This is a genomic window from Prosthecobacter sp. (assembly GCF_044226605.1).
Lineage (GTDB): Bacteria > Verrucomicrobiota > Verrucomicrobiia > Verrucomicrobiales > Verrucomicrobiaceae > Prosthecobacter.
Map to the genome: position 1 here is coordinate 235459 of NZ_JBGAGS010000007.1, position 18108 is coordinate 253566.

Sequence of the window (18108 nt, forward strand, 5' to 3'; positions counted from 1 at the left end):
CCGGCTGTGGTTACCCGGCGCATGAGTTTTTTCCCCCAAGTCTTCCCTTCGCGTCCTGGTGCGGCATGTCTCGCGCTGCTGCTCTCATCGCTCAGCCTTGTGCTCAGCTCCTGCCAGCAATACGTCGAAGTCCGCCGTCCCATTCCCGGAACCGGCGCCTTCTGGGTTGAAAAAATCGCCGTATATAAGCGTCACAACAACACCTCCAGGTCGCAAGAACCCGTCTTCGACGCCGGCGAGTGGAATGGCGACTCCATGACCGGATCCCCGCGCATGGTCATCCATCTAGGCGAGCAAAAAGTCTACTTCTACAAAGGCGGCCAGCTTGCCGGCACCTCGCCCATCTCCTCCGGTCGCGAAGGCATGGGCACCGTCACTGGCAGCTTCTCCGTCATCGAGAAGGACAAAGACCACGCCTCCTCCCTCTTCGGCGACTATGTCAGCAAAGACGGCGAGGTCCTGAAGCGCGAGATCGACGTCCGCAAAGACCCGCGTCCGCCCGGCGCCTTGTTCGATGCCGCGCGCATGCCCTATTTCATGCGCATCACCGGAGCCACCGGTATGCACGAAGGCTATCTCCCCGGGTATCCCGCCTCCCACGGCTGCATCCGCCTCCCCCGCCGCATGGCCGAGATCTTCTTCCGCGAATCCTCCGTCGGCACCCCCGTCAAGATCGTTCCTTGATCATCTGTCATCCCCTGCCATGTCGTTTGTGGCATAGGCTCGGTGCGTCAAATATCGGTGGCTTGCCATTCTTCAATTACGTCTTGCATCCGCGCAGTTGGATCGAGTACGACAGACACTCCTGTCTGTCGATCAGCGCATCCGAATCATCCCAGATCTACGCACGACATTCATCGTGCTTGGCGGCGTCATCATGTCATTCGCACCCTGCCACGCTCATCATGAAGGCAGTCCAAAGAGCAAAGATTCTCAGACCCCACCTCCAGGGGTATTCAAAGCTCTTGCGGTGTAGAATTCCCGGTCAAACCACCGCCTCGATCCGATACCCATCCGGATCCATTACAAACGCCGCGCAATAGTCCGGCCCATACTCCGGGTGCAATCCCACCCCGCCATTATCGGTCCCCCCATGCGCCAGCGCCGCCGCATAGAAGGCCTCCACCGCTTCCCGTGACGGCGCCGCAAACGCCACATGGAACCCATCTCCCGGCACCCCCGCATTCTGCGGCCGCAGCTTCAGCGCAAAGGTATCCTTCCCCGCCTCTGTCCCATACCCCACAAACGTCTCATCCTCCCACACCCGCCCATACCCCAGCGGAGCCATCACCGCATCATAGAACGCAGCCGAACGCTGGATGTCTGTGACTGCAAAAGAGAGATGATGAAGCATGGAAGCGCTGAAAGGCTGGCACTCCTAAGCCACCGTACAAATCTGCACCCCCTGCTTCAGTGAGGCGATCTTGTCCTCCCTCTTTGGGATAAACTCCTGCCCCAGATATCCCGTGTATCCCGTCTCCTGGATCGCCTTGATGATCGCCGGATAGTACAGCTCCTGCGTTTCATCGATCTCCGCCCGCCCCGGCACACCGCCCGTGTGGTAATGCGCAAAGTATTCATGATCCCTCTTGATCGTAGCGATCACATCCCCCTCCATGATCTGCATGTGATAGATGTCATACAACAACTTGAAGTGCGGCGATCCAATCTTCTTGCACAAGCCCACGCCCCACGCGCTGTGGTCGCACATGTAGTCCGGGTGGTTCACCTTGCTGTTCAGCAGCTCCATCACCAGCGTCACCCCCAGCTTCTCGCACAGCGGCATCAGCCTTGTCAGCCCCTTCGCGCAGTTTTCCAGCCCCTGCGCATCATCCATCCCGTCGCGATTCCCGCTGAAGCAGATCACCTGCTTGAATCCCGCCTCCGCGCTCGTCTTCAGCAGCGGTTCATACGCCTGCACCAGCAGATCATGATGCTCAGTGCGGTTCCATCCCTTCGGGATCGGCCCCAGCTTCACACCGCCCGGCGCCTCGATCGTCGGATAGCTCACCATCGCGCAGTGCAGCCCATGCTTCTTCACCGTCGCAAAATCCTCCGGGTTCAAGAGCTCCACCGACTCCAGTCCGATCTCCTTCGCCGCCACACAAAACTCCTCCAGCGGGATCTGCTTGTAGCACCACTTGCACACCGAATGCTTCACCTTCCCCATTCCCACGGCCCCAGCCGCCTTATCCGCCGCCTCCACCTGCGCCCGCAGCATCGCCGCAATGGCACCCACGCCCGCAAGAGTTCCAAACTGACGACGCGAAAGGGAAGGGGATGAAGTCATATCCCAAAGCCTACACAGATCGCACCTCAAATTCCAAGCACAGAATTAAAGTTCGTTCTTCAATTCGCGTCGGCTTCTCCGCGCATTCGGATCCACCCAGCGCTGTACCGTAGTTCGGGCTTTAGCCCGTCCCAGCCACCGCTCTCTAAAACCTCAAGAGCCATCGACCAACCCAGCGCTGTTCCGTAGTACCGGTTTTAACCGGAATCTGGAAGCGTTTGAGCCCGCCAATGCACAAGCCCCACCGTTCGTCATCGCTTGTCTAGTCGCCGCTCAAGTTCCTTGAGCGTGATGCGTTTTACTTTGCCGCTCCGATACTCGTTCCAACGTTGGTCCAGTATCTCCCGATGTCTTTGCGGAACCTTGGTTCGCTCATTCATGCAAGCAACCATGGCGAATCAGCAAGCGATCGCAAGCGCGCCAGTACGGTAGCCATCTCGCTCCGCGAGATGAGCCCAGCGCTCACGCCATGCCGCACACGTTTCCGCAGTTTGCCAGACGGACTACACCCGCACCGGCACCCCACGCGCACCCAGGTACTTCTTCACATCCCCCACCGTAAACTCACCAAAGTGGAAAATGCTCGCCGCCAGCACCGCATCCGCTTTCCCGTCTCTCAGCACATCCACCATGTGGTCCAGATTCCCCGCACCACCGCTCGCAATGACAGGAATCGTCACCGCCTCGCTCACCGCCTTCGTCAGGCCAATGTCATAGCCCGCCTTCGTGCCGTCAGAGTCCATGCTCGTCAGCAAAATCTCACCCGCACCGCGCCGGCACACCTCAGCCGCCCACTCCACGGCATCCAGCTCAGTAGCATTGCGTCCACCGTGCGTGTAAACCGTCCACGATCCTTTCGCATTCCGCTTCGCATCAATCGCCACCACCAGGCACTGGCAGCCAAACGCATTCGCCGCCTCATCAATAACGTGAGGCGTCTTCACCGCTGCGGTGTTGATGCCCACCTTGTCCGCACCCGCCAGCAGCATCTCGCGCATGTCCGCCACGGTGCGGATGCCACCGCCCACCGTCAGCGGCATGAAGCAGCTCGCCGCCGTGCGTGCCACCACGTCCACCATCGTCTTGCGTTCCTCATGGCTTGCCGTGATGTCCAGAAACACGAGCTCATCCGCCCCCTGCGCGTTGTACACCTGCGCACACTCCACCGGATCTCCGGCATCACGCAGTTGCAGGAACTTCGTGCCCTTCACGACACGGCCTTCCTTCACGTCCAGACAGGGAATGATGCGCTTCGTCAGCATAAGAAAGAAAAGGGGATACGCCGAAAGAATCAAAAAGGGGAAAGGAAAAAATCAGAGACCGCTGCCTCCGATTTTTTTCCCGTCTTTTCCCTTCTTTCGGCTCAATCTTCAGCCCAGGGCCGCCTCCACCATCTTCTCCAGCTTCACGATGTCCTTCGCGAAGTTGCGGATGCCCTCGGCCGTCTTCTCAGTCGCCATCGCGTCTTCGTTGAACAGCCAGCGGAAGGTCTTCTCATCACTGCCGATTTTCTCGATCTTCAGGTCCTTCGCCTTGCTCGCGTTCAGCTTCACGGTCAGCTCATCTTCGCTGCCAGCCAGTTCGCCCAGCAGGCCGGGGCTGATCGTCAGCAAATCGCAGCCCGTCAGCTCCGTGATCTCGCCCTTGTTGCGGAAGCTCGCACCCATCACCTCGGTCTTGTAGCCAAAGTGCTTGTAGTAGTTGTAAATTTGAGTCACCGACTGCACGCCCGGATCTTCCGCGCCCGCGTAGTCCTTGCCCGTGCTCTTCTTGTACCAGTCAAGAATACGGCCCACGAAAGGAGAGATCAGCTTGATGCCGCCTTCCGCGCATGCCACCGCCTGCGCCAGGCTGAAAAGCAGCGTCAAGTTGCAGTTGATGCCTTCCTTCTGCAGCACTTCCGCCGCCTTGATGCCTTCCCAGGTGGAGGCGATCTTGATCAAAATGCGCTCACGGCCGATGCCAGCCTTCTCGTACATGCCGATCAAATGGCGCGCCTTGTCGATGTTCGCCTGCGTGTCAAAGGACAGGCGGGCGTCCACTTCCGTCGAAACACGGCCGGGGACGATCTTCAAAATCTCAAGGCCGAAGGCCACCACCAGATTGTCCATCACCGCGTCCACGCCGCCGGACTTGCCATCAGCGACAGCCTTGTCGAAAAGGGATTTGTACTCAGCCTTCTGCGAAGCCTGGAGAATGAGGGAGGGGTTCGTCGTGGCGTCCTGAGGTTTGTAGGCCTTCATGGCTTCGAAGTCGCCGGTATCGGCGACCACCACGGTGTGCTTCTTGAGCTGGTCGAGCTGGGTCATAGTCTTGGTTTTTGGGGGGGAATGAAAGTAGAGGAGACGCGGGATAAATCAATGCCCGCAAAAGGCGGATCGCCTCGGTGGCCGGATTCGGCAGGTTAGTCGAGCGCCAGGAACCGCACGCAGATGCTCCCCGGCACATTCACCTTCGTGCCGCTGAAGGTCAGCTTGCCGCTGTCCTGGTCCACTTTGAAAAGCGCCGCCGTTCCGCTGTTCTGGTGCGCGGCGATCAGCCACTTGCCCGTCGGGTCCAGGCAGATGTTCCGCGGCACCTCGCCCTCCACCGGCACGTTCTGCAGCGCCGTCAGCTTGCCCGTCGCAGGATCACATGCAAACACCGCGATCGTGTCATGCGTGCGGTTGGAAACATACACCGTCCGCCCGCTCGGGTGCACCACGGTTTCCGCCGTGCTGTAGCCCGGCTTGCCGCGGTCTGCCTCCGGCAGCGTGGAGATCGTCTGGATCTCCGTCAGCGCGCCCTTGTCAGCATCATAGCTGAAAACCGTCTCGGACATCCCCATCTCATTGTTCACAAACACATACTTCCCGCTTGGGTGAAAGGCAAGGTGCCGCGGGCCGCCTCCCGCCGGGGTTTTCGCAAAGGCCGGCTCGTTCGGCGTCATCTTTCCCGTCGCGGGGTCGATCTTGTAGATCAGCACCTTGTCCAGACCCAGGTCACAGGCGAAGGCAAAGCGGTTGTCCAGGCTGAAGTTCACCGAGTGCGCATGCGGTCCCGCCTGCCGCTTCGGATCCGCGCCTGAACCTTCATGCTGGAAAAAGCTCACCTCAGGCGAAAGCGCCCCGTCCTCCTTGATCGCAAACGACCCCACGCTCCCGCTCCCGTAGTTGGAAATCGTTGCCATCTTCCCCGTCTTGTCCACGCTCACATGGCAGGGACCCACCCCGGCGGTCGCCGACTGGTTGATCAAGGACAGCTTGCCGCTGTTCTTGTCGATGCTGAAGGCGCTCAGGCCCCCGCCCTTTTTCCCGTCCGGCAGGCTCACATCAGAGCTGGCATACAGGTACTTCTTTGTCGGGTGGATCGCCAGAAAGCCCGGCGCACCCGCTTCCACGGCCAGTTCCGGCTGCGTCAGTTCACCCGTCGCCGTGTTGAACCGCGCCACATAGATCCCCTTGCTCCCGTTCTTCGCATTGCCGTTCGTGCCGAAGTAAACGAGGAAATTTTCCCCGGCGATGGCCGTGGTGGTCAGGGCTGCAAAAGCAAAGGCAATGGAGGAGCGCGTCATGGTACCCGGATGCTGACGGCGGCGGGCATCCCGGTCAAGCCCTCACTGCGTTGGACCCATGAACGGATTTCATCCCCCCGATTTGTTAGCTTGCTCCCGGAAAAGGATTGGGCATCTTCCGCGCCCATGAAACCGTTCCTGTTTCTTCTTGTCGCTCTTACTCTGATGCTCCCCGGCTGCAGCGGATTTCAACCGGTGAAGCTTGAGCATGACATGGATAAAGAGAAGCCCCTGGACTACCGCGAAGGCGACTGGATCCCCAAGAACACCTAGCGTACAGCAGCCATCTCGCTCCGCGAGATGAGCCCAGCGCCGCCTCAGGCACTCAGAACCTTCCCGCATCATGGCACGCGGTAGGAGGGCGTGGGACGCCCGCTCCCCCGTCTCCCTTGGCGCCCCTCCAGCGCAGTAGCCATCTCGCTCCGCTGGATGAGCCAGCGCCCTCTCAGCCTACACCGCCCCCGCATGCGGCACGGCACCCGAAGAGCAGCCCCTCTCTCTATACGATTGTCTGACAGTCTTTCCCACGCCTGCATTTGACCAGCCCCCTCGCGCTCGCCACGTTCCGCACCATGCACCCCGCCTGGTTCCACGTTGAAAACGAAGCTGACATCCCGTCCCCCGCGCTCCTCTTCTACCGCAAGCGCATCGAGCACAATCTCGACCTCATGCTCAAGATCGCCGGCAGCCCCAAGCGCCTGCGCCCCCACGTCAAGACCCACAAGGCCGCCGAGGTCATTGCCATGCAGATCCGTCTTGGCATCACCCAGTTCAAAGCCTCCACCATCGCCGAGGCCGAGATGTGCGCCGCCGTCGGCGCCACGGACGTCCTCCTTGCCATGCCCAGCGTCGGCATCAATGCCCAGCGCCTTGGCGATCTCGCCGTCAAGTTCCCGGACACCCAGTTCTCCAGCATCGCCGACTCCGAGGAAGTCGTCGCCTTCCTCGCCTCCGCCGCCCAGCAGCACAATGTCACCCTTGGCGTTTACATTGAAATCGACTGCGGCATGGGTCGCACCGGCATCGTCCCTGGCGATGAGGCCGCCCTTCTCGCCCACGTCATCAAAGACACCCCCCGCCTCCAGTTCCGCGGCATCCACGCCTACGACGGCCACATTCACGACGAAAGCCTCGATGTCCGCCGCGAGCGCTGCGATGCCGCCTTCGCCTCCGTTCTCCAGTTCCGCTGCCGCCTCCAGGGAGAGGGCATCATTGTGAAGGAACTCGTCGCCGGCGGCTCCCCCACCTTCGGCATCCACGCCGCCTACGAAGACCGCACCCTCAGCCCCGGCACCACCGTCCTTTGGGACTTTGGTTACGGCGACAAATACGCGGAGGACCTCCCCTTTCAGCAGGCCGCCGTCCTCCTCGCCCGCGTCATCAGCAAGCCCGGTAAAAACCGCATCACCCTCGATCTCGGCCACAAATCCGTCGCCCCAGAAAATCCCCACCCCCGCGTCCGCTTCGAGGAGCTGCCAGACGCCGTTGCCATCATGCAGAGCGAGGAGCACCTCGTCCTCGAAACCGAGCGCGCCCACGAATTCACCATCGGCCAGGCCCTCCACGGCATCCCCCGCCACGTCTGCCCCACCGTCTCCATGCACGGCGAAGCCTACGTCATCGACGCCCTCAAAACCACCGAACGCTGGCCCATCACCGCCCGCAACCGCCTCATCACCGTTTAAAAAGAGAATCCCATTCCTTCAACACGGTCCTCGCAGCATGAGCCCTGCCTCCATGCGCTCTCGCAGTGGTGGTTTCAGTCATCGTCAGGTATTGGTTCAGAAGCCCCAACACTCCGTCTTGATCAGACGCAAACAGTTGGATCCTCAACTGCCTGATGTCTGATTCCAGGCGCTCCAAAGTCACGGCCTCATTTTTCAGCCATTTCCGACCATCGAAAAGATGTGGAATTTTCCGAGAGAGAAAACGGGAAAAACCGCCTTCAGCGACACGCTCAATCTCCCGTCGCAGCAGCACTCCAAACTCCTCCTCCAAAGCTTCAAGCCTCGAATACAACTGGTCAGTCCTTCCCATGATCAGTTCAGAGTATCTCAAAAGAAGCGCAAATGTCGAACGCGGACGTTCGGGGATGTAGCGCGGTATTCCGATACCGCGACGTGTGCCACTCGGAATCGGAATTGCCTTCGGCTGTCTTACGGCTCCGAGCAACATCCCGCATGCCACATGCTGTGAGCAAACCCTCTGCGTTCTCCAAATCTTTGCGGTGCAGACCTCCGGCCATTCCATTGCTCCTTCATTCCTTTGCCAAAAACCAGCGCCCCCATGTCCTGACCTCGCCCCCCCCTTTCCCCCAACTTCAAACTTGAAACCTTAAACTTTAAACTGTCTCCCTGGGCTCCTCTGCGTTGTAAAACTCATTCCCTTTCCGTGTATTCCGTGTATTCCGTGGTTCAATCTCATGCACCACTGGCTCCTCAAATCCGAACCCGACGTCTTCTCCTTCGACCACCTCAAGAAGCGCCCCAAAAAGACCGAGCCCTGGAACGGCGTCCGCAACTACCAGGTCCGCAACATGATGCGCGACGACATGGCCCTCGGGGACCTCGGCTTCTTCTATCACTCCAGCTGCGACGTCCCCGGCATCGCCGGCATCGTCAAGATCGTCAAAGAAGCCTACCCCGACCACACCCAGTTCGATCCCTCCTCCGAATACTTCGACCAAGGCAGCAAACGCGAAGACCCCCGCTGGCTCATGGTCGATGTCAAATGGGAGGCCGACTTCAAAACCTTCGTCACCCTCGACATGCTCCGCGCCGACCCCAAGCTCGCAGACATGCTCATCCTCCGCCGCGGCAACCGCCTCTCCATCACCCCCGTGGAGCCCAAACACTGGGATATCATTTGCAAACTCGGCGGCCTCTAACGCAGCAGCTTTTGGAGTGCGGTCGCGCAGATGCAAGGCGCAAGCCTGCATCGTAGCTACCGCTTTCGCCGGGTATTTGTTTGCTTCGGCCGCAGCCTGCAGTTCGGCATGTGGTTGAATGCTTTCGCTAACCTGATGACTCACGTACGCCGTCCAGCCTGCGGAAAGCGGTAGCTGCGCTCGTGCCTCGCTGCGCGACCGCATTGATTCGCTGCGCTCACCCGTCGGGCAGCCTGTGGCTGTCTATCTTCGCTACACTTCGGTTCCCAATCGCCCTGCCTACTTATCCACCACCAGCTCCGTCACACCCACGGTCCCATAGCTGAATCCCACACTCAGATTCACCTTCGCCCGCGCGATCGACGCATGCTCATACGTCTTCGTAAAGTCCCCCACCTTCACCGTAGCCTTCGTCCCCCGCAGCTCCACGCTCACCTTCGTCCACGCCCCCGGCTTCAGCACCACCGCCTTCTCATTCCCCAGCGCGATCGACTTGTGATCCTTCTCCTCCGGCGGAAACGCCCGCACCCCCATCCCGGTCGGCGTAAACACCAGCCGGAACACATGCCCCTCCGCACCATTCGCCGTGAAGACGATCATCTTGTTCGCCTCATCCGGCTTCACCGCGAACTGGATCAGCGCATCCGTATAATTCAGATCGTAGAAAAGAATCGGCCCATGATCCTTGTTCTTCTTGAAGAGCGCATCATCCTGCGTGCACGTCGCGCTGCCCTCGGCGAATTTCCACTCGCCTCTTGCTGCGCGTCTTTGGGCCGAATTCAAAGCACTGAAGTCGTCCTTCAGCAGCGGCGCTTCCGCCGCAAACACGGCCCCGGTCAGCAGTAAAAAGAGAATCGCTTTCATGGCAGTGTTTTCGCAATCTGGTTAAAGCCTTCACGAACCGTCCCATCGGCACCGATCAGCGGCTGCGGCTCCTTCACCCTTCCAAGCTCCCGCACCCCGGGGGCGTTCCTCGTCTTGTCACCCAGGTCGGCCTTCATCTTCTCCGCCTGCTGCTCCAGCTTGGCCACGATGTCAGCATGCTCCGCCGCCACATTCTTCGCCTCCCCGATATCCTCATCGAGGTTATACAGCTCCTTGCTCCCCAGGTGCAGCTTCCAGGGCCCGCTGCGCACCGCCTGGAGGTTGAAACCGCTGTAATAATGAAACACATCGTGCCCCCTGCCACCTTTCTGCCCCAGAAGCACCGCCGAGATGTCCTTGCCATCCAGCTTCAGTTCCCCCACGCTCTTGCACTTCGCCAGCTTTCCAAAAGTCGGCAGCCAGTCCATGTGCGCAGTGATCTCATCGGTCTTCGTCCCCGCCGCGATCTTCCCCGGCCACCATGCCATCGTGCATACGCGGATGCCGCCTTCCAGCGTGCTCCCCTTGCTGCCACGCAGCGGCGTGTTGTCCGCGCCCTGATTCAGCGGTCCGCCGTTGTCACTGGTGAAGATGACCAGCGTGTTCGCGTCCAGCTTCAGCTCACGAAGCGTGTCCAGTACCTGTCCCACCGACCAGTCCACCTCCATCGCCCAGTCCTTCTGCAAACTGATGCCTGATTTGCCCGTGAACTCCTTGCTAGGATAATGCGGGAAATGCACCGCATTGTGCGGCAGATAGAGGAAGAACGGCTTCTTTTGATTCTCTTGGATGAACTTCACCGCCCGCTCCGTGTAGCGTTTGGTAAACGTGTGATGCTCCGCCACCTTCACACGCTCCACCACGTTGTGATCGTCCACCAGCGGCAGCGGTGGCTGCGCGTTGCCTTTGAGTCCCGTTTCCGGCTCAGGATCACCCTTGCCCGCACCCGCCTTGCCCTTGGCATTGGCCTTGGCAGGCCCCGGAGGCAGCGGCTTGTCCGGGTTGCTCTTGGAGCCCTCCGCCGCCGGCCCCATGTCGTTCGAATACGGAATGCCGAAGTAATGCTCAAACCCCTGGTTCGTCGGCAGAAACTCCGGCTGATCCCCCAGATGCCATTTGCCGATGCACGCCGTCGCATAACCGCCTGCCTTCAGCACCTCCGCCACCGTGGTGGCATTTGGGTTCAGGCCCACGGCCGCCGCAGGAAACAGCACGCCGGGGATCGGCAGCACCCGCTTCGGGTAGCAGCCCGTCATCATCGCCGCGCGGGAAGGGGAGCACACCGGCGCCGCATAGTGGCTCATCAGCTTCATCCCCTCCTTCGCCATGCGGTCCAGATTGGGCGTGGAAATCTTGGCTCCAAACGGACCAATGTCGGCATACCCGAGATCATCAATGTTGATCAGCACAAAGTTAGGCGTCGCGGCAAAGGACGACTGCAGGACGCAGATGGAGGCAAGGAGAAGCAGGAGAGGTTTCATGAGGGTCATTTTCTTTATTCCTTGGTCGTTTTGCCAGCATCGGGCGCCACCAGTTCGGGAGTGTACATCACATTGCCCTTGGGAATCTCCGGGATCTTGCCGTCCGCGGGGAAGGTTGTTTTTACAATGCCGCGCAGCTGTTCCGAAAGCTTCGCCTGGACCTCCGCCTGCGCCGGTTTGTCAGCCAGATTCGTCAGCTCTTTGGGATCATTTTCATGATCATACAACTCCTTGCCAGCATTGCCTTCATCCCACTCGATGTAGCGCCAGCGGTCAGTGCGCAGCGCATAGCCAAAGATGCGTTTGCCATCATCACCCTTCGCTGCACTCGCCCCCATGCGCTTGAAGCCGCCACCGCGCACCACCTGGCTCAGCACCCAGCCGCGTCCTTTGACCTCAGGATCCTTCAGCATCGGCACCAGGCTCTGTCCCTGCAGATTCTCAGGCCCCTTCACGCCGCAGAGTTCCGTCAGCGTGGGGTACAAATCGATCAACCCCACCGGTGCGTTGGCGACCACACCCTTCTTCATGCCCGGCGCCGCAATCAGCAGTGGCACGCGAGCGCTCTCTTCAAAGATGCTCTGCTTCTGCCACAGCCCGTGCTCGCCCAGGTGGTAGCCATGATCACTCGTGAAAACGACGATGGTATTTTCTGCCAGGCCCAGTTTTTCCAGCGTATCCAGCACCTTGCCTGCCTGCGCATCCATGAAACTGATGGCGGAAAAATAAGCCTGCACCGCCTGCCGCCGCAGATCATCCGTCAGATTGTCCTGCTCTTTCTTGTAGCTGCCCAGCGCAGGCGCAGGCAGGTCCGCCTGGTCTTCTTTGACGCCCTGCACCACCGGCATCTTTGCCTCGGGGTAGCCTTCAAACCACTTCTTCGGCGAAACATACGGCGTGTGCGGGCGGAAGAAACCCAGCGCCAGGAAAAACGGCCGGTCCTTGTCCTTCGCACAGCGCTCCAGCACCCACTCCGCATCCTTCGCCTGCAGGCCGTCCGTGTGCTTCTCATCCGGCCGTGGCGAGGCATACCAGCTCAGCGTGCCGCCAAAATTGCCCGGCAGCAGCGAGAAGATGTCAGGAGATTCCAGCAGCCGGTCGCAGCCCGCCGGATTCAGCTCCAGCTCCCACGACGAAGGATCGTCGTGCCCGTTCGTGCCGATCGAATTCGGCACCCCGTAATGATACAGCTTGCCAATGCGCGCCGCGAAATACCCGTCCCGCCGAAACGCCTGCGGCAGGCTCACCGCATTGGGGATTGTCTGGCGGAAAAGCTGCGAATTCGTCAGAATGCCCGTGCTGTTTGGGTACAGGCCCGTCAGCATCGAGTTCCGGCTCGGTCCGCACAAAGGAAACTGGCAGTTGGCGTTCTGGAAGCGCACGCCGCGCGCCGCCAGCTTGTCCAGATTCGGCGTCTTCACCAGCGGGTGTCCATAGCAGCCGAGGCTGTTGTTTAAATCATCCGCCATCATGAACAGCACATTCGGCCGCTGGGCGGCATGCAGTTGCAAACTGACGAAAAGTACGGCGGTGGCGAGAAAGGTTGGGAGTCTCATGCGGTGGGCAGAAACGCGGCGCACGGAGGCATCTTGCGCAGCATCGCCGGATCGGTGGTGCATAACTTTTGACCCGGCCGGGCCATGGCGATAGCATCGTGAAAAAATGCCATCCAAGCAGCCACCCAAGACCAGCCGGACTCCGCCTTCCACCGGTGCTGTGCGGCCTTTTCCTGACTGGATCGGCACAGGGGTGCTCATGCTGGTCACGCTGCTGGTCTACTATCCTGCCTTGAACGGAGGCTACGTGTGGGACGATGAATGCTGGACCACGGGTCTTCCGGCGCGCAAGGACTGGCACGGCCTCTGGAGCATGTGGAGCGATCCCATGGCTCTCCAGCAGTACTATCCGGTCAGCGGCACCACCTTCTGGATCGACTTCCATCTCTGGGGAGACTGGACGCTGCCCTACCACGTGGAGAATGTGCTGTGGCATGGTCTGGCGGCCGTGCTGTTCTGGCGGCTGCTGCGGCGGCTGGAAGTGCCCGGTGCCTGGCTGGCGGGAGCCGTGTTTGCCTGGCATCCGCTGATGGTGGAGTCCGTGGCGTGGATCACCGAGCGCAAAAACGTGCTGTCCATGGTGCTCTACCTCGCGGCCTTCCTGGCCTACGGGCACTACGTGTCCTTTTGGAAGGAGGAGGCAGCGCCGCGGCGGCGTGGCATTTATGCGCTGGCCTTGCTGCTGTTTGTTGCGGCACTGCTCGCCAAGATCTCGGCGTTTGCCTTTCCTGTCGTCCTGCTGCTGCTCTGCTGGTGGAAGCGCGGCACGCTGCGGTGGCGTGAAGATATCCGTCCTGTCCTGCCGCTGCTGGTCATCTCCATAGGTCTGGGGTACGGCATCGGCTGGCTGGAAAAATATGGCGTGGGTGCAGTCGGCGAAGACTGGAAGTGGACCTTCGCGGAGCGGACACTCATCGCCGGTCATGCGCTGTGGTTCTACGCGGTGAAAATCATCCTTCCGGTCAATCAGTCTTTCATTTACACGCAGTGGTATCCGGATGTCAGTTCAGTGTGGCAGTGGCTGTGCGTGGCATCTGCCGTTGCGGTGATCGCGGGTGTGTGGCTGCAGCGCCGGCGGTTCGGGCGGGGGGTGGTGATCGTTGTCTGGTATTTCGTCGGCACGCTGTTTCCGCTGCTGGGCTTCATGGATGTCTATGGCATGAAGTTCTCCGTGGTGGCGGATCACTGGGTCTATCTGCCGGGCCTGAGCATCATCGCGCTGGGTTGCGCAGCCCTGGTGAAATCTGAAAAATATGTGGGCCGGCGTGGCATGCTGGGCTGTGCGGCAGCCGTGCTCGTCCTCCTGCCAGTGCTGGCCTGGCGGCAGACCTGGCAGTACAAGGGCATGGAAACCCTGTGGCAGGTCACCCTGGCAAAAAACCCGCAATGCTGGCTGGCGCACAACAACTACGGCATCCTCCTGGCGGAAAGCGGACGGCTGGAGGAAGGCATTCTCCATTATCGCGAGGCTTTGAAAGTCAGGCCGGACTACGGTGAAGGGCTGAACAACCTGGCCACCGCCCTGATGAAAACGGGCGAAAAGGATGAGGCCCTCCGCCTTTACCGCCGGGCAGTGGCGGTGAATCCAGGCAGCGCCCTGTGCAACTTTGATCTCGGCAACACCCTGCTGCAAAAGGGCGAGGTCGAGGAGGCGGTGGCTTACCTGAACCGGTCCATGGAGCTCCGGCCTTCGCGGGCGGAGACCATCAACAGCCTCGCCACCGCTTACACCATGCTGGGCCGCCAGGAGGAGGCGGTGGCGCTTTGCCGCAAGGCGCTGGAACTGAACCCGGATTACGCCGAGGCGCACAACAACCTGGGCTTCCTCCTGCTCAAGCTGAACCAGCCCGAAGAGGCCTTGAAGCATTGCCAGAAGGCCATCGAGCTTCGCCCGAACTACGCCGAGGCGCAGAACAATCTGGGCAACGTGTACCTGCAGCAGCAGAAGCCGGACGACGCCATGCGCTGCTACCAGGAGGCCATGCGACTCCAGCCGGAATCTTCGGATGCCCCCTTTAATCTTGGCAACGCCCACCTCATGAAGGGAGAGGTCGACACAGCCATCGATTTTTATCAGCAGGCTCTGCACCGCAAGCCCGCCTATGCGGAGGCGCATTACAGCCTGGGAAACGCCTTCCTCCACAAGAAGATTCTCTCCAAGGCCGTGGAGCATTTCAAAGAAGCCTTGAAGGTGAACCCGGATCACATTCAGGCGCTTAACAACCTGGCGTGGATTCTGGCCACTTCGGCGGACGCCTCAGTGCGTGATGGCGCGACAGCAGTTGAGATGGCCTTGCGAGCGGAAAAGAACGCCGGCGGCAGCAGCCCCGTGGTGCTGAACACGCTGGCGGCCGCCCATGCCGAAGCAGGCAGCTTTGCCGAAGCACTGGCTGTGTCCCGCAGGGCGGCGGATCTGGCTCTGGAGCAGGGAAATTCATCCCTCGTCAGGCTCATCCGGGAGGAGCAGTTGCAATTCGAGGCGCGCAGGGCTTATCGAGACCTCGGGCCCTGAGTCCACGGCGGGAGCACACAACATTTTGACCCGGCCGGATTGGCGCGGTAGCCTTTCGATTCCATTCCATGCCAGCAAGCAGCAGCAGCAACAAGAAGAAGAGGCGCGCCCCCGCTGAGACTTCGCACGGCCCCGGGCGCTTTCCTGCATGGCTGATCGCGCTGGCAGTGGTGGTCGTCGCTTTTGCCGCCTATTTCCCTGCGCTGAATGGCGGCTTGCTGTGGGATGACGAATCCTGGACCACCAACATCGAGCCCCTGCTGCGAGATGGCTCCGGTCTGTGGAAGATGTGGAGCGATCCCCGGGCTCTGCAGCAGTATTATCCTCTGACAGGCACGACGTTCTGGATCGATTATCAATGCTGGCGCTGGTGGACGCTGCCCTGCCACGTGGAGAATCTGCTTCTTCACCTGGCCGCCGCGCTGCTGTTCTGGCGTGTGCTTCTTCGTTTGCAGGTGGCTGGAGCATGGCTGGGCGGAGTGCTCTTTGCCATCCATCCGGTGATGGTGGAATCAGTGGCCTGGATCACCGAGCGCAAAAATGTGCTTTCTTTGGTGCTGTTCCTCGCCGCTGCGCTGGCCTACCTCAAGTTTGCCGCGGATTGGGTAGCGGAGGAAAACAGTAAAAAACCGCGGGCTTGGGGGGCTTACGCGGCCGCCCTGGTCTGGTTTGTCCTGGCCCTGCTGGCCAAGGTTACAGCTTTTGCGTTTCCCCCCGTGCTGCTGGTGCTTTGCTGGTGGAAGCGCGGCACCATCCGCTGGCGGCAGGATGTTCTGCCCTTGCTGCCATTCTTCGCCATCTCCGTGGGCTTTGGCTTGGGGATCAGCTGGCTGGAGACGCATACCGTGGGCGCCTCTGGGCCTGACTGGGCCTGGACTTGGCCGCAGCGCTTTCTCATCGCCGGGCGTGCACTTTGGTTTTACGCGGTGAAGGTCTTCTGCCCCGTGGGCCAGAGCTTCATTTATCCACAGTGGAACCCGGACACCGGCGCTTTCTTCCACTGGCTCATGCTGGCGGCTGCGGCGGCGGTGTTTGTGGTGCTGTGGGCGGGGCGGAGCCGGTGGGGCAGGGGGCCGCTGGCTGCAGCGTGCATCTTTGCCGGCACCTTGTTCCCGGTGCTCGGCTTCATGAATGTGTATGGCATGCGCTTCTCTGTGGTGGCGGACCACTGGGTTTATGTCTCCAGCCTGCCTCTTCTGGCGCTCGCGGCGGCAGGACTGGTCTCGCTGCGCAGGCGTCTGGGGGGCACACTCATGGAGCGCGGCGCGGTGACGCTGCTGGTTGCTTTGCTGGCCATGCAAAGCTGGCGGCAGTCCCATCAATACCGCGATATGGAGGCGCTCTGGCGCACCACCTTGGAAAAAAACCCCGGCTGCTGGATGGCTCACAACAATTTTGGAAATCTGCTGGGTCTGCAGGGGCATCTGGACGAGGCGGTGGCGCATTTCCAGCAGGCCCTGAACCTGCGGCCCGCTTATGCCGAGGCGCATAACAACCTGGGGGAAGTCCTCCAGCGTCGTGGCAGCCAGAAAGAATACGAGCACGAACTGGAACGCGCCCTTGTGGAGTTCCACAAAGCTGTGGAACTGGACCCCGGTGCCGCGCCCGCGCATTATAACCTCGCAAGCGCCTTGCTCCAGCAGGGACAGCTGGACGAGTCGATCACTGAATTTCAAAAAGCTATCGCAATTAAAGAAAACTACCATGATGCCCATAATAACCTTGGCGTGGCACTGGTGCAGAAGGGGCGCATAGACGAAGCGATCTCCCATTATCAGCGCTCGCTGAAGTTCGAACCGAAAAACGTGGAGGCCATGGTCAACCTGGGGGCCGCTCTTTTTGCCCAGGGCAAGGCAGAAGAGGCCGTTCGATACTACGAGCAGGCGCTTGCCCTCCAGCCCGATCATTCCGGGGCGCACAACAATCTGGGCACCGCCTTGCTGCAGTTGGGCAGAGTCCAGGATGCCATGCCACATTTCCAGCGAGCCATCGAGCTGAGGCCCCAGAGTCCCGAAGCCCATGGAAACCTCGCCAAATGTCTGGCGGAAAACCAGAAATACGAGGAGGCCATCAGCCATTACGAAACGGCCGTGAAGCTTCGCCCGGACTACGGAGACGCCCAGTACGGCCTGGGCCTGGCCCTGAGCCGCACAGGCAGGCTTAAAGAGGCTGTACGGCACTACGAACTCGCAGTGGAGTGCCAGCCCAAGCGTGCGGACGCGCGCATCAATCTCGGCAACCTTCTCGTTCAACTCGGGGAGGTTCCGGCCGCCATCAAGCATCTGGAGCAGGCGGTGGTTTTGGAGCCCGAAACCATGCTCTCCCACAACAGTTTCGGAAACGCCCTCCTGCAGGCCGGGCAGACGGCGGCGGCGGCGGCGGAGTTTGAACTGGCCCTCAAAATAAGCCCGGATAACTGGGTGGTCCTAAACAACCTGGCCTGGATTCTTGCCACCTCCGCCGATGCAACCGTGAGGGATGGTTACAAGGCAGTCTCGCTGGCCCGAAAGGCCGTCCGCCTGGCCGGGGAGGACAATCCCTTCGTGCTTCGGACCCTGGCCGCCGCCTATGCGGAAGATGGAAAGTTTGCCGAAGCAGCGGACACTGCCGTCCGGGCCAGACGCATGGCGGTGGCGCAAGGAAACGATTCCTTGGCCGAATCAGCTCAGGCGGCCCTGCAGCTTTATCAGGCCGGCACGCCTTTCAGAGATTTGCACTAAATAAGTGAAAGATTGGCCTCCATACGATCGCCTATGAGTTTTTGCTAGGGTTCTGGGTAATTATTATAACAAAATTAGAGGTAATAACTAAACTAAAGGGGGCAAATGAGGCTCATTTTTATAAAGGCCTCAGGCGCAGGAGAGTAAAGAGAAAAAGAATGAACAATAAGCTTGTCTTGAGCCACTCATTTTTTTCATACTGCACTATCTCCCTGTAGGTTTTCGGCCTGCTGAACGTTCTACGG

16 protein-coding genes are annotated in these 18108 nt (G+C 60.3%); 6 read left to right on the forward strand and 10 right to left on the reverse strand.

All coding sequences use genetic code 11. The features are described from left to right. Window positions 1-21: 21 nt before the first annotated feature. Window positions 22-684 carry a L,D-transpeptidase family protein gene (locus ACILSO_RS11555; RefSeq protein ID WP_395737558.1) on the forward strand — a complete coding sequence of 221 codons (663 nt, stop codon included), beginning with the start codon at window positions 22-24 and terminating at the stop codon, window positions 682-684. 301 nt (window positions 685-985) lie between these two features. Here ACILSO_RS11555 and ACILSO_RS11560 read toward each other — a convergent pair whose 3' ends face one another. The 6 genes from ACILSO_RS11560 to ACILSO_RS11585 all read right to left on the reverse strand — a co-directional run bounded on the left by ACILSO_RS11560 (window position 986) and on the right by ACILSO_RS11585 (window position 5843). Then, the gene (locus ACILSO_RS11560; protein WP_395737559.1) at window positions 986-1354 is read right to left on the reverse strand and encodes a VOC family protein; all 369 of its coding nucleotides are present in this window, start codon (window positions 1352-1354) and stop codon (window positions 986-988) included. Window positions 1355-1378: 24 nt separating this feature from the next. Next, complete coding sequence (locus ACILSO_RS11565) at window positions 1379-2290, reverse strand: hydroxypyruvate isomerase family protein (RefSeq protein ID WP_395737560.1); 912 nt, start codon at window positions 2288-2290, stop codon at window positions 1379-1381. Between the two features lie 251 nt (window positions 2291-2541). Continuing rightward, complete coding sequence (locus tag ACILSO_RS11570) at window positions 2542-2682, reverse strand: addiction module protein (protein ID WP_395737561.1); 141 nt, start codon at window positions 2680-2682, stop codon at window positions 2542-2544. A 111-nt stretch (window positions 2683-2793) separates the two neighbouring features. Continuing rightward, on the reverse strand, window positions 2794-3552 hold the full coding sequence (gene hisF / locus ACILSO_RS11575; protein ID WP_395737562.1) for an imidazole glycerol phosphate synthase subunit HisF: 759 nt from the start codon (window positions 3550-3552) through the stop codon (window positions 2794-2796). 108 nt (window positions 3553-3660) lie between these two features. Then, on the reverse strand, window positions 3661-4599 hold the full coding sequence (tal, locus tag ACILSO_RS11580; RefSeq protein WP_395737563.1) for a transaldolase: 939 nt from the start codon (window positions 4597-4599) through the stop codon (window positions 3661-3663). Window positions 4600-4694: 95 nt separating this feature from the next. Next, window positions 4695-5843 carry a lactonase family protein gene (locus ACILSO_RS11585; RefSeq protein WP_395737564.1) on the reverse strand — a complete coding sequence of 383 codons (1149 nt, stop codon included), beginning with the start codon at window positions 5841-5843 and terminating at the stop codon, window positions 4695-4697. A 126-nt stretch (window positions 5844-5969) separates the two neighbouring features. On the opposite strand from ACILSO_RS11585, the gene ACILSO_RS11590 reads away from it, so the two are divergent. Together ACILSO_RS11590 and ACILSO_RS11595 are read left to right on the forward strand one after the other, a co-directional pair. Beyond that, complete coding sequence (locus ACILSO_RS11590; RefSeq protein ID WP_395737565.1) at window positions 5970-6116, forward strand: hypothetical protein; 147 nt, start codon at window positions 5970-5972, stop codon at window positions 6114-6116. Between the two features lie 299 nt (window positions 6117-6415). Then, the gene (locus tag ACILSO_RS11595; RefSeq protein WP_395737566.1) at window positions 6416-7528 is read left to right on the forward strand and encodes a D-TA family PLP-dependent enzyme; all 1113 of its coding nucleotides are present in this window, start codon (window positions 6416-6418) and stop codon (window positions 7526-7528) included. Here the strand turns inward: ACILSO_RS11595 and ACILSO_RS11600 are convergent. Next, on the reverse strand, window positions 7518-7880 hold the full coding sequence (locus ACILSO_RS11600) for a hypothetical protein (protein WP_395737567.1): 363 nt from the start codon (window positions 7878-7880) through the stop codon (window positions 7518-7520). The genes ACILSO_RS11595 and ACILSO_RS11600 overlap by 11 nt on opposite strands. 385 nt (window positions 7881-8265) lie before the next feature. Between ACILSO_RS11600 and ACILSO_RS11605 the strand changes: the two genes are divergently transcribed. Then, window positions 8266-8730 (forward strand): EVE domain-containing protein, encoded by a 465-nt coding sequence (locus ACILSO_RS11605; protein WP_395737568.1) that lies wholly within the window; start codon window positions 8266-8268, stop codon window positions 8728-8730. A gap of 279 nt (window positions 8731-9009) precedes the next feature. Here ACILSO_RS11605 and ACILSO_RS11610 read toward each other — a convergent pair whose 3' ends face one another. Genes ACILSO_RS11610 through ACILSO_RS11620 form a run of 3 tightly spaced genes read right to left on the reverse strand, consistent with a single transcriptional unit; the run spans window position 9010 to window position 12631 of the window. Continuing rightward, a complete protein-coding gene (locus ACILSO_RS11610) occupies window positions 9010-9594 on the reverse strand; it encodes a hypothetical protein (RefSeq protein ID WP_395737569.1) in 585 nt (194 codons plus the stop codon). Continuing rightward, complete coding sequence (locus ACILSO_RS11615; RefSeq protein WP_395737570.1) at window positions 9591-11075, reverse strand: sulfatase; 1485 nt, start codon at window positions 11073-11075, stop codon at window positions 9591-9593. The genes ACILSO_RS11610 and ACILSO_RS11615 overlap by 4 nt, the downstream gene beginning before the upstream one ends. Window positions 11076-11089: 14 nt before the next feature. Continuing rightward, a complete protein-coding gene (locus ACILSO_RS11620; protein ID WP_395737571.1) occupies window positions 11090-12631 on the reverse strand; it encodes a sulfatase in 1542 nt (513 codons plus the stop codon). Window positions 12632-12737: 106 nt separating this feature from the next. Between ACILSO_RS11620 and ACILSO_RS11625 the strand changes: the two genes are divergently transcribed. Next, window positions 12738-15143, forward strand: a complete 2406-nt coding sequence (locus ACILSO_RS11625) for a tetratricopeptide repeat protein (RefSeq protein WP_395737572.1) — start codon at window positions 12738-12740, stop codon at window positions 15141-15143. 68 nt (window positions 15144-15211) lie between these two features. Then, window positions 15212-17863, forward strand: a complete 2652-nt coding sequence (locus tag ACILSO_RS11630; RefSeq protein WP_395737573.1) for a tetratricopeptide repeat protein — start codon at window positions 15212-15214, stop codon at window positions 17861-17863. Window positions 17864-18108 lie beyond the last annotated feature (245 nt).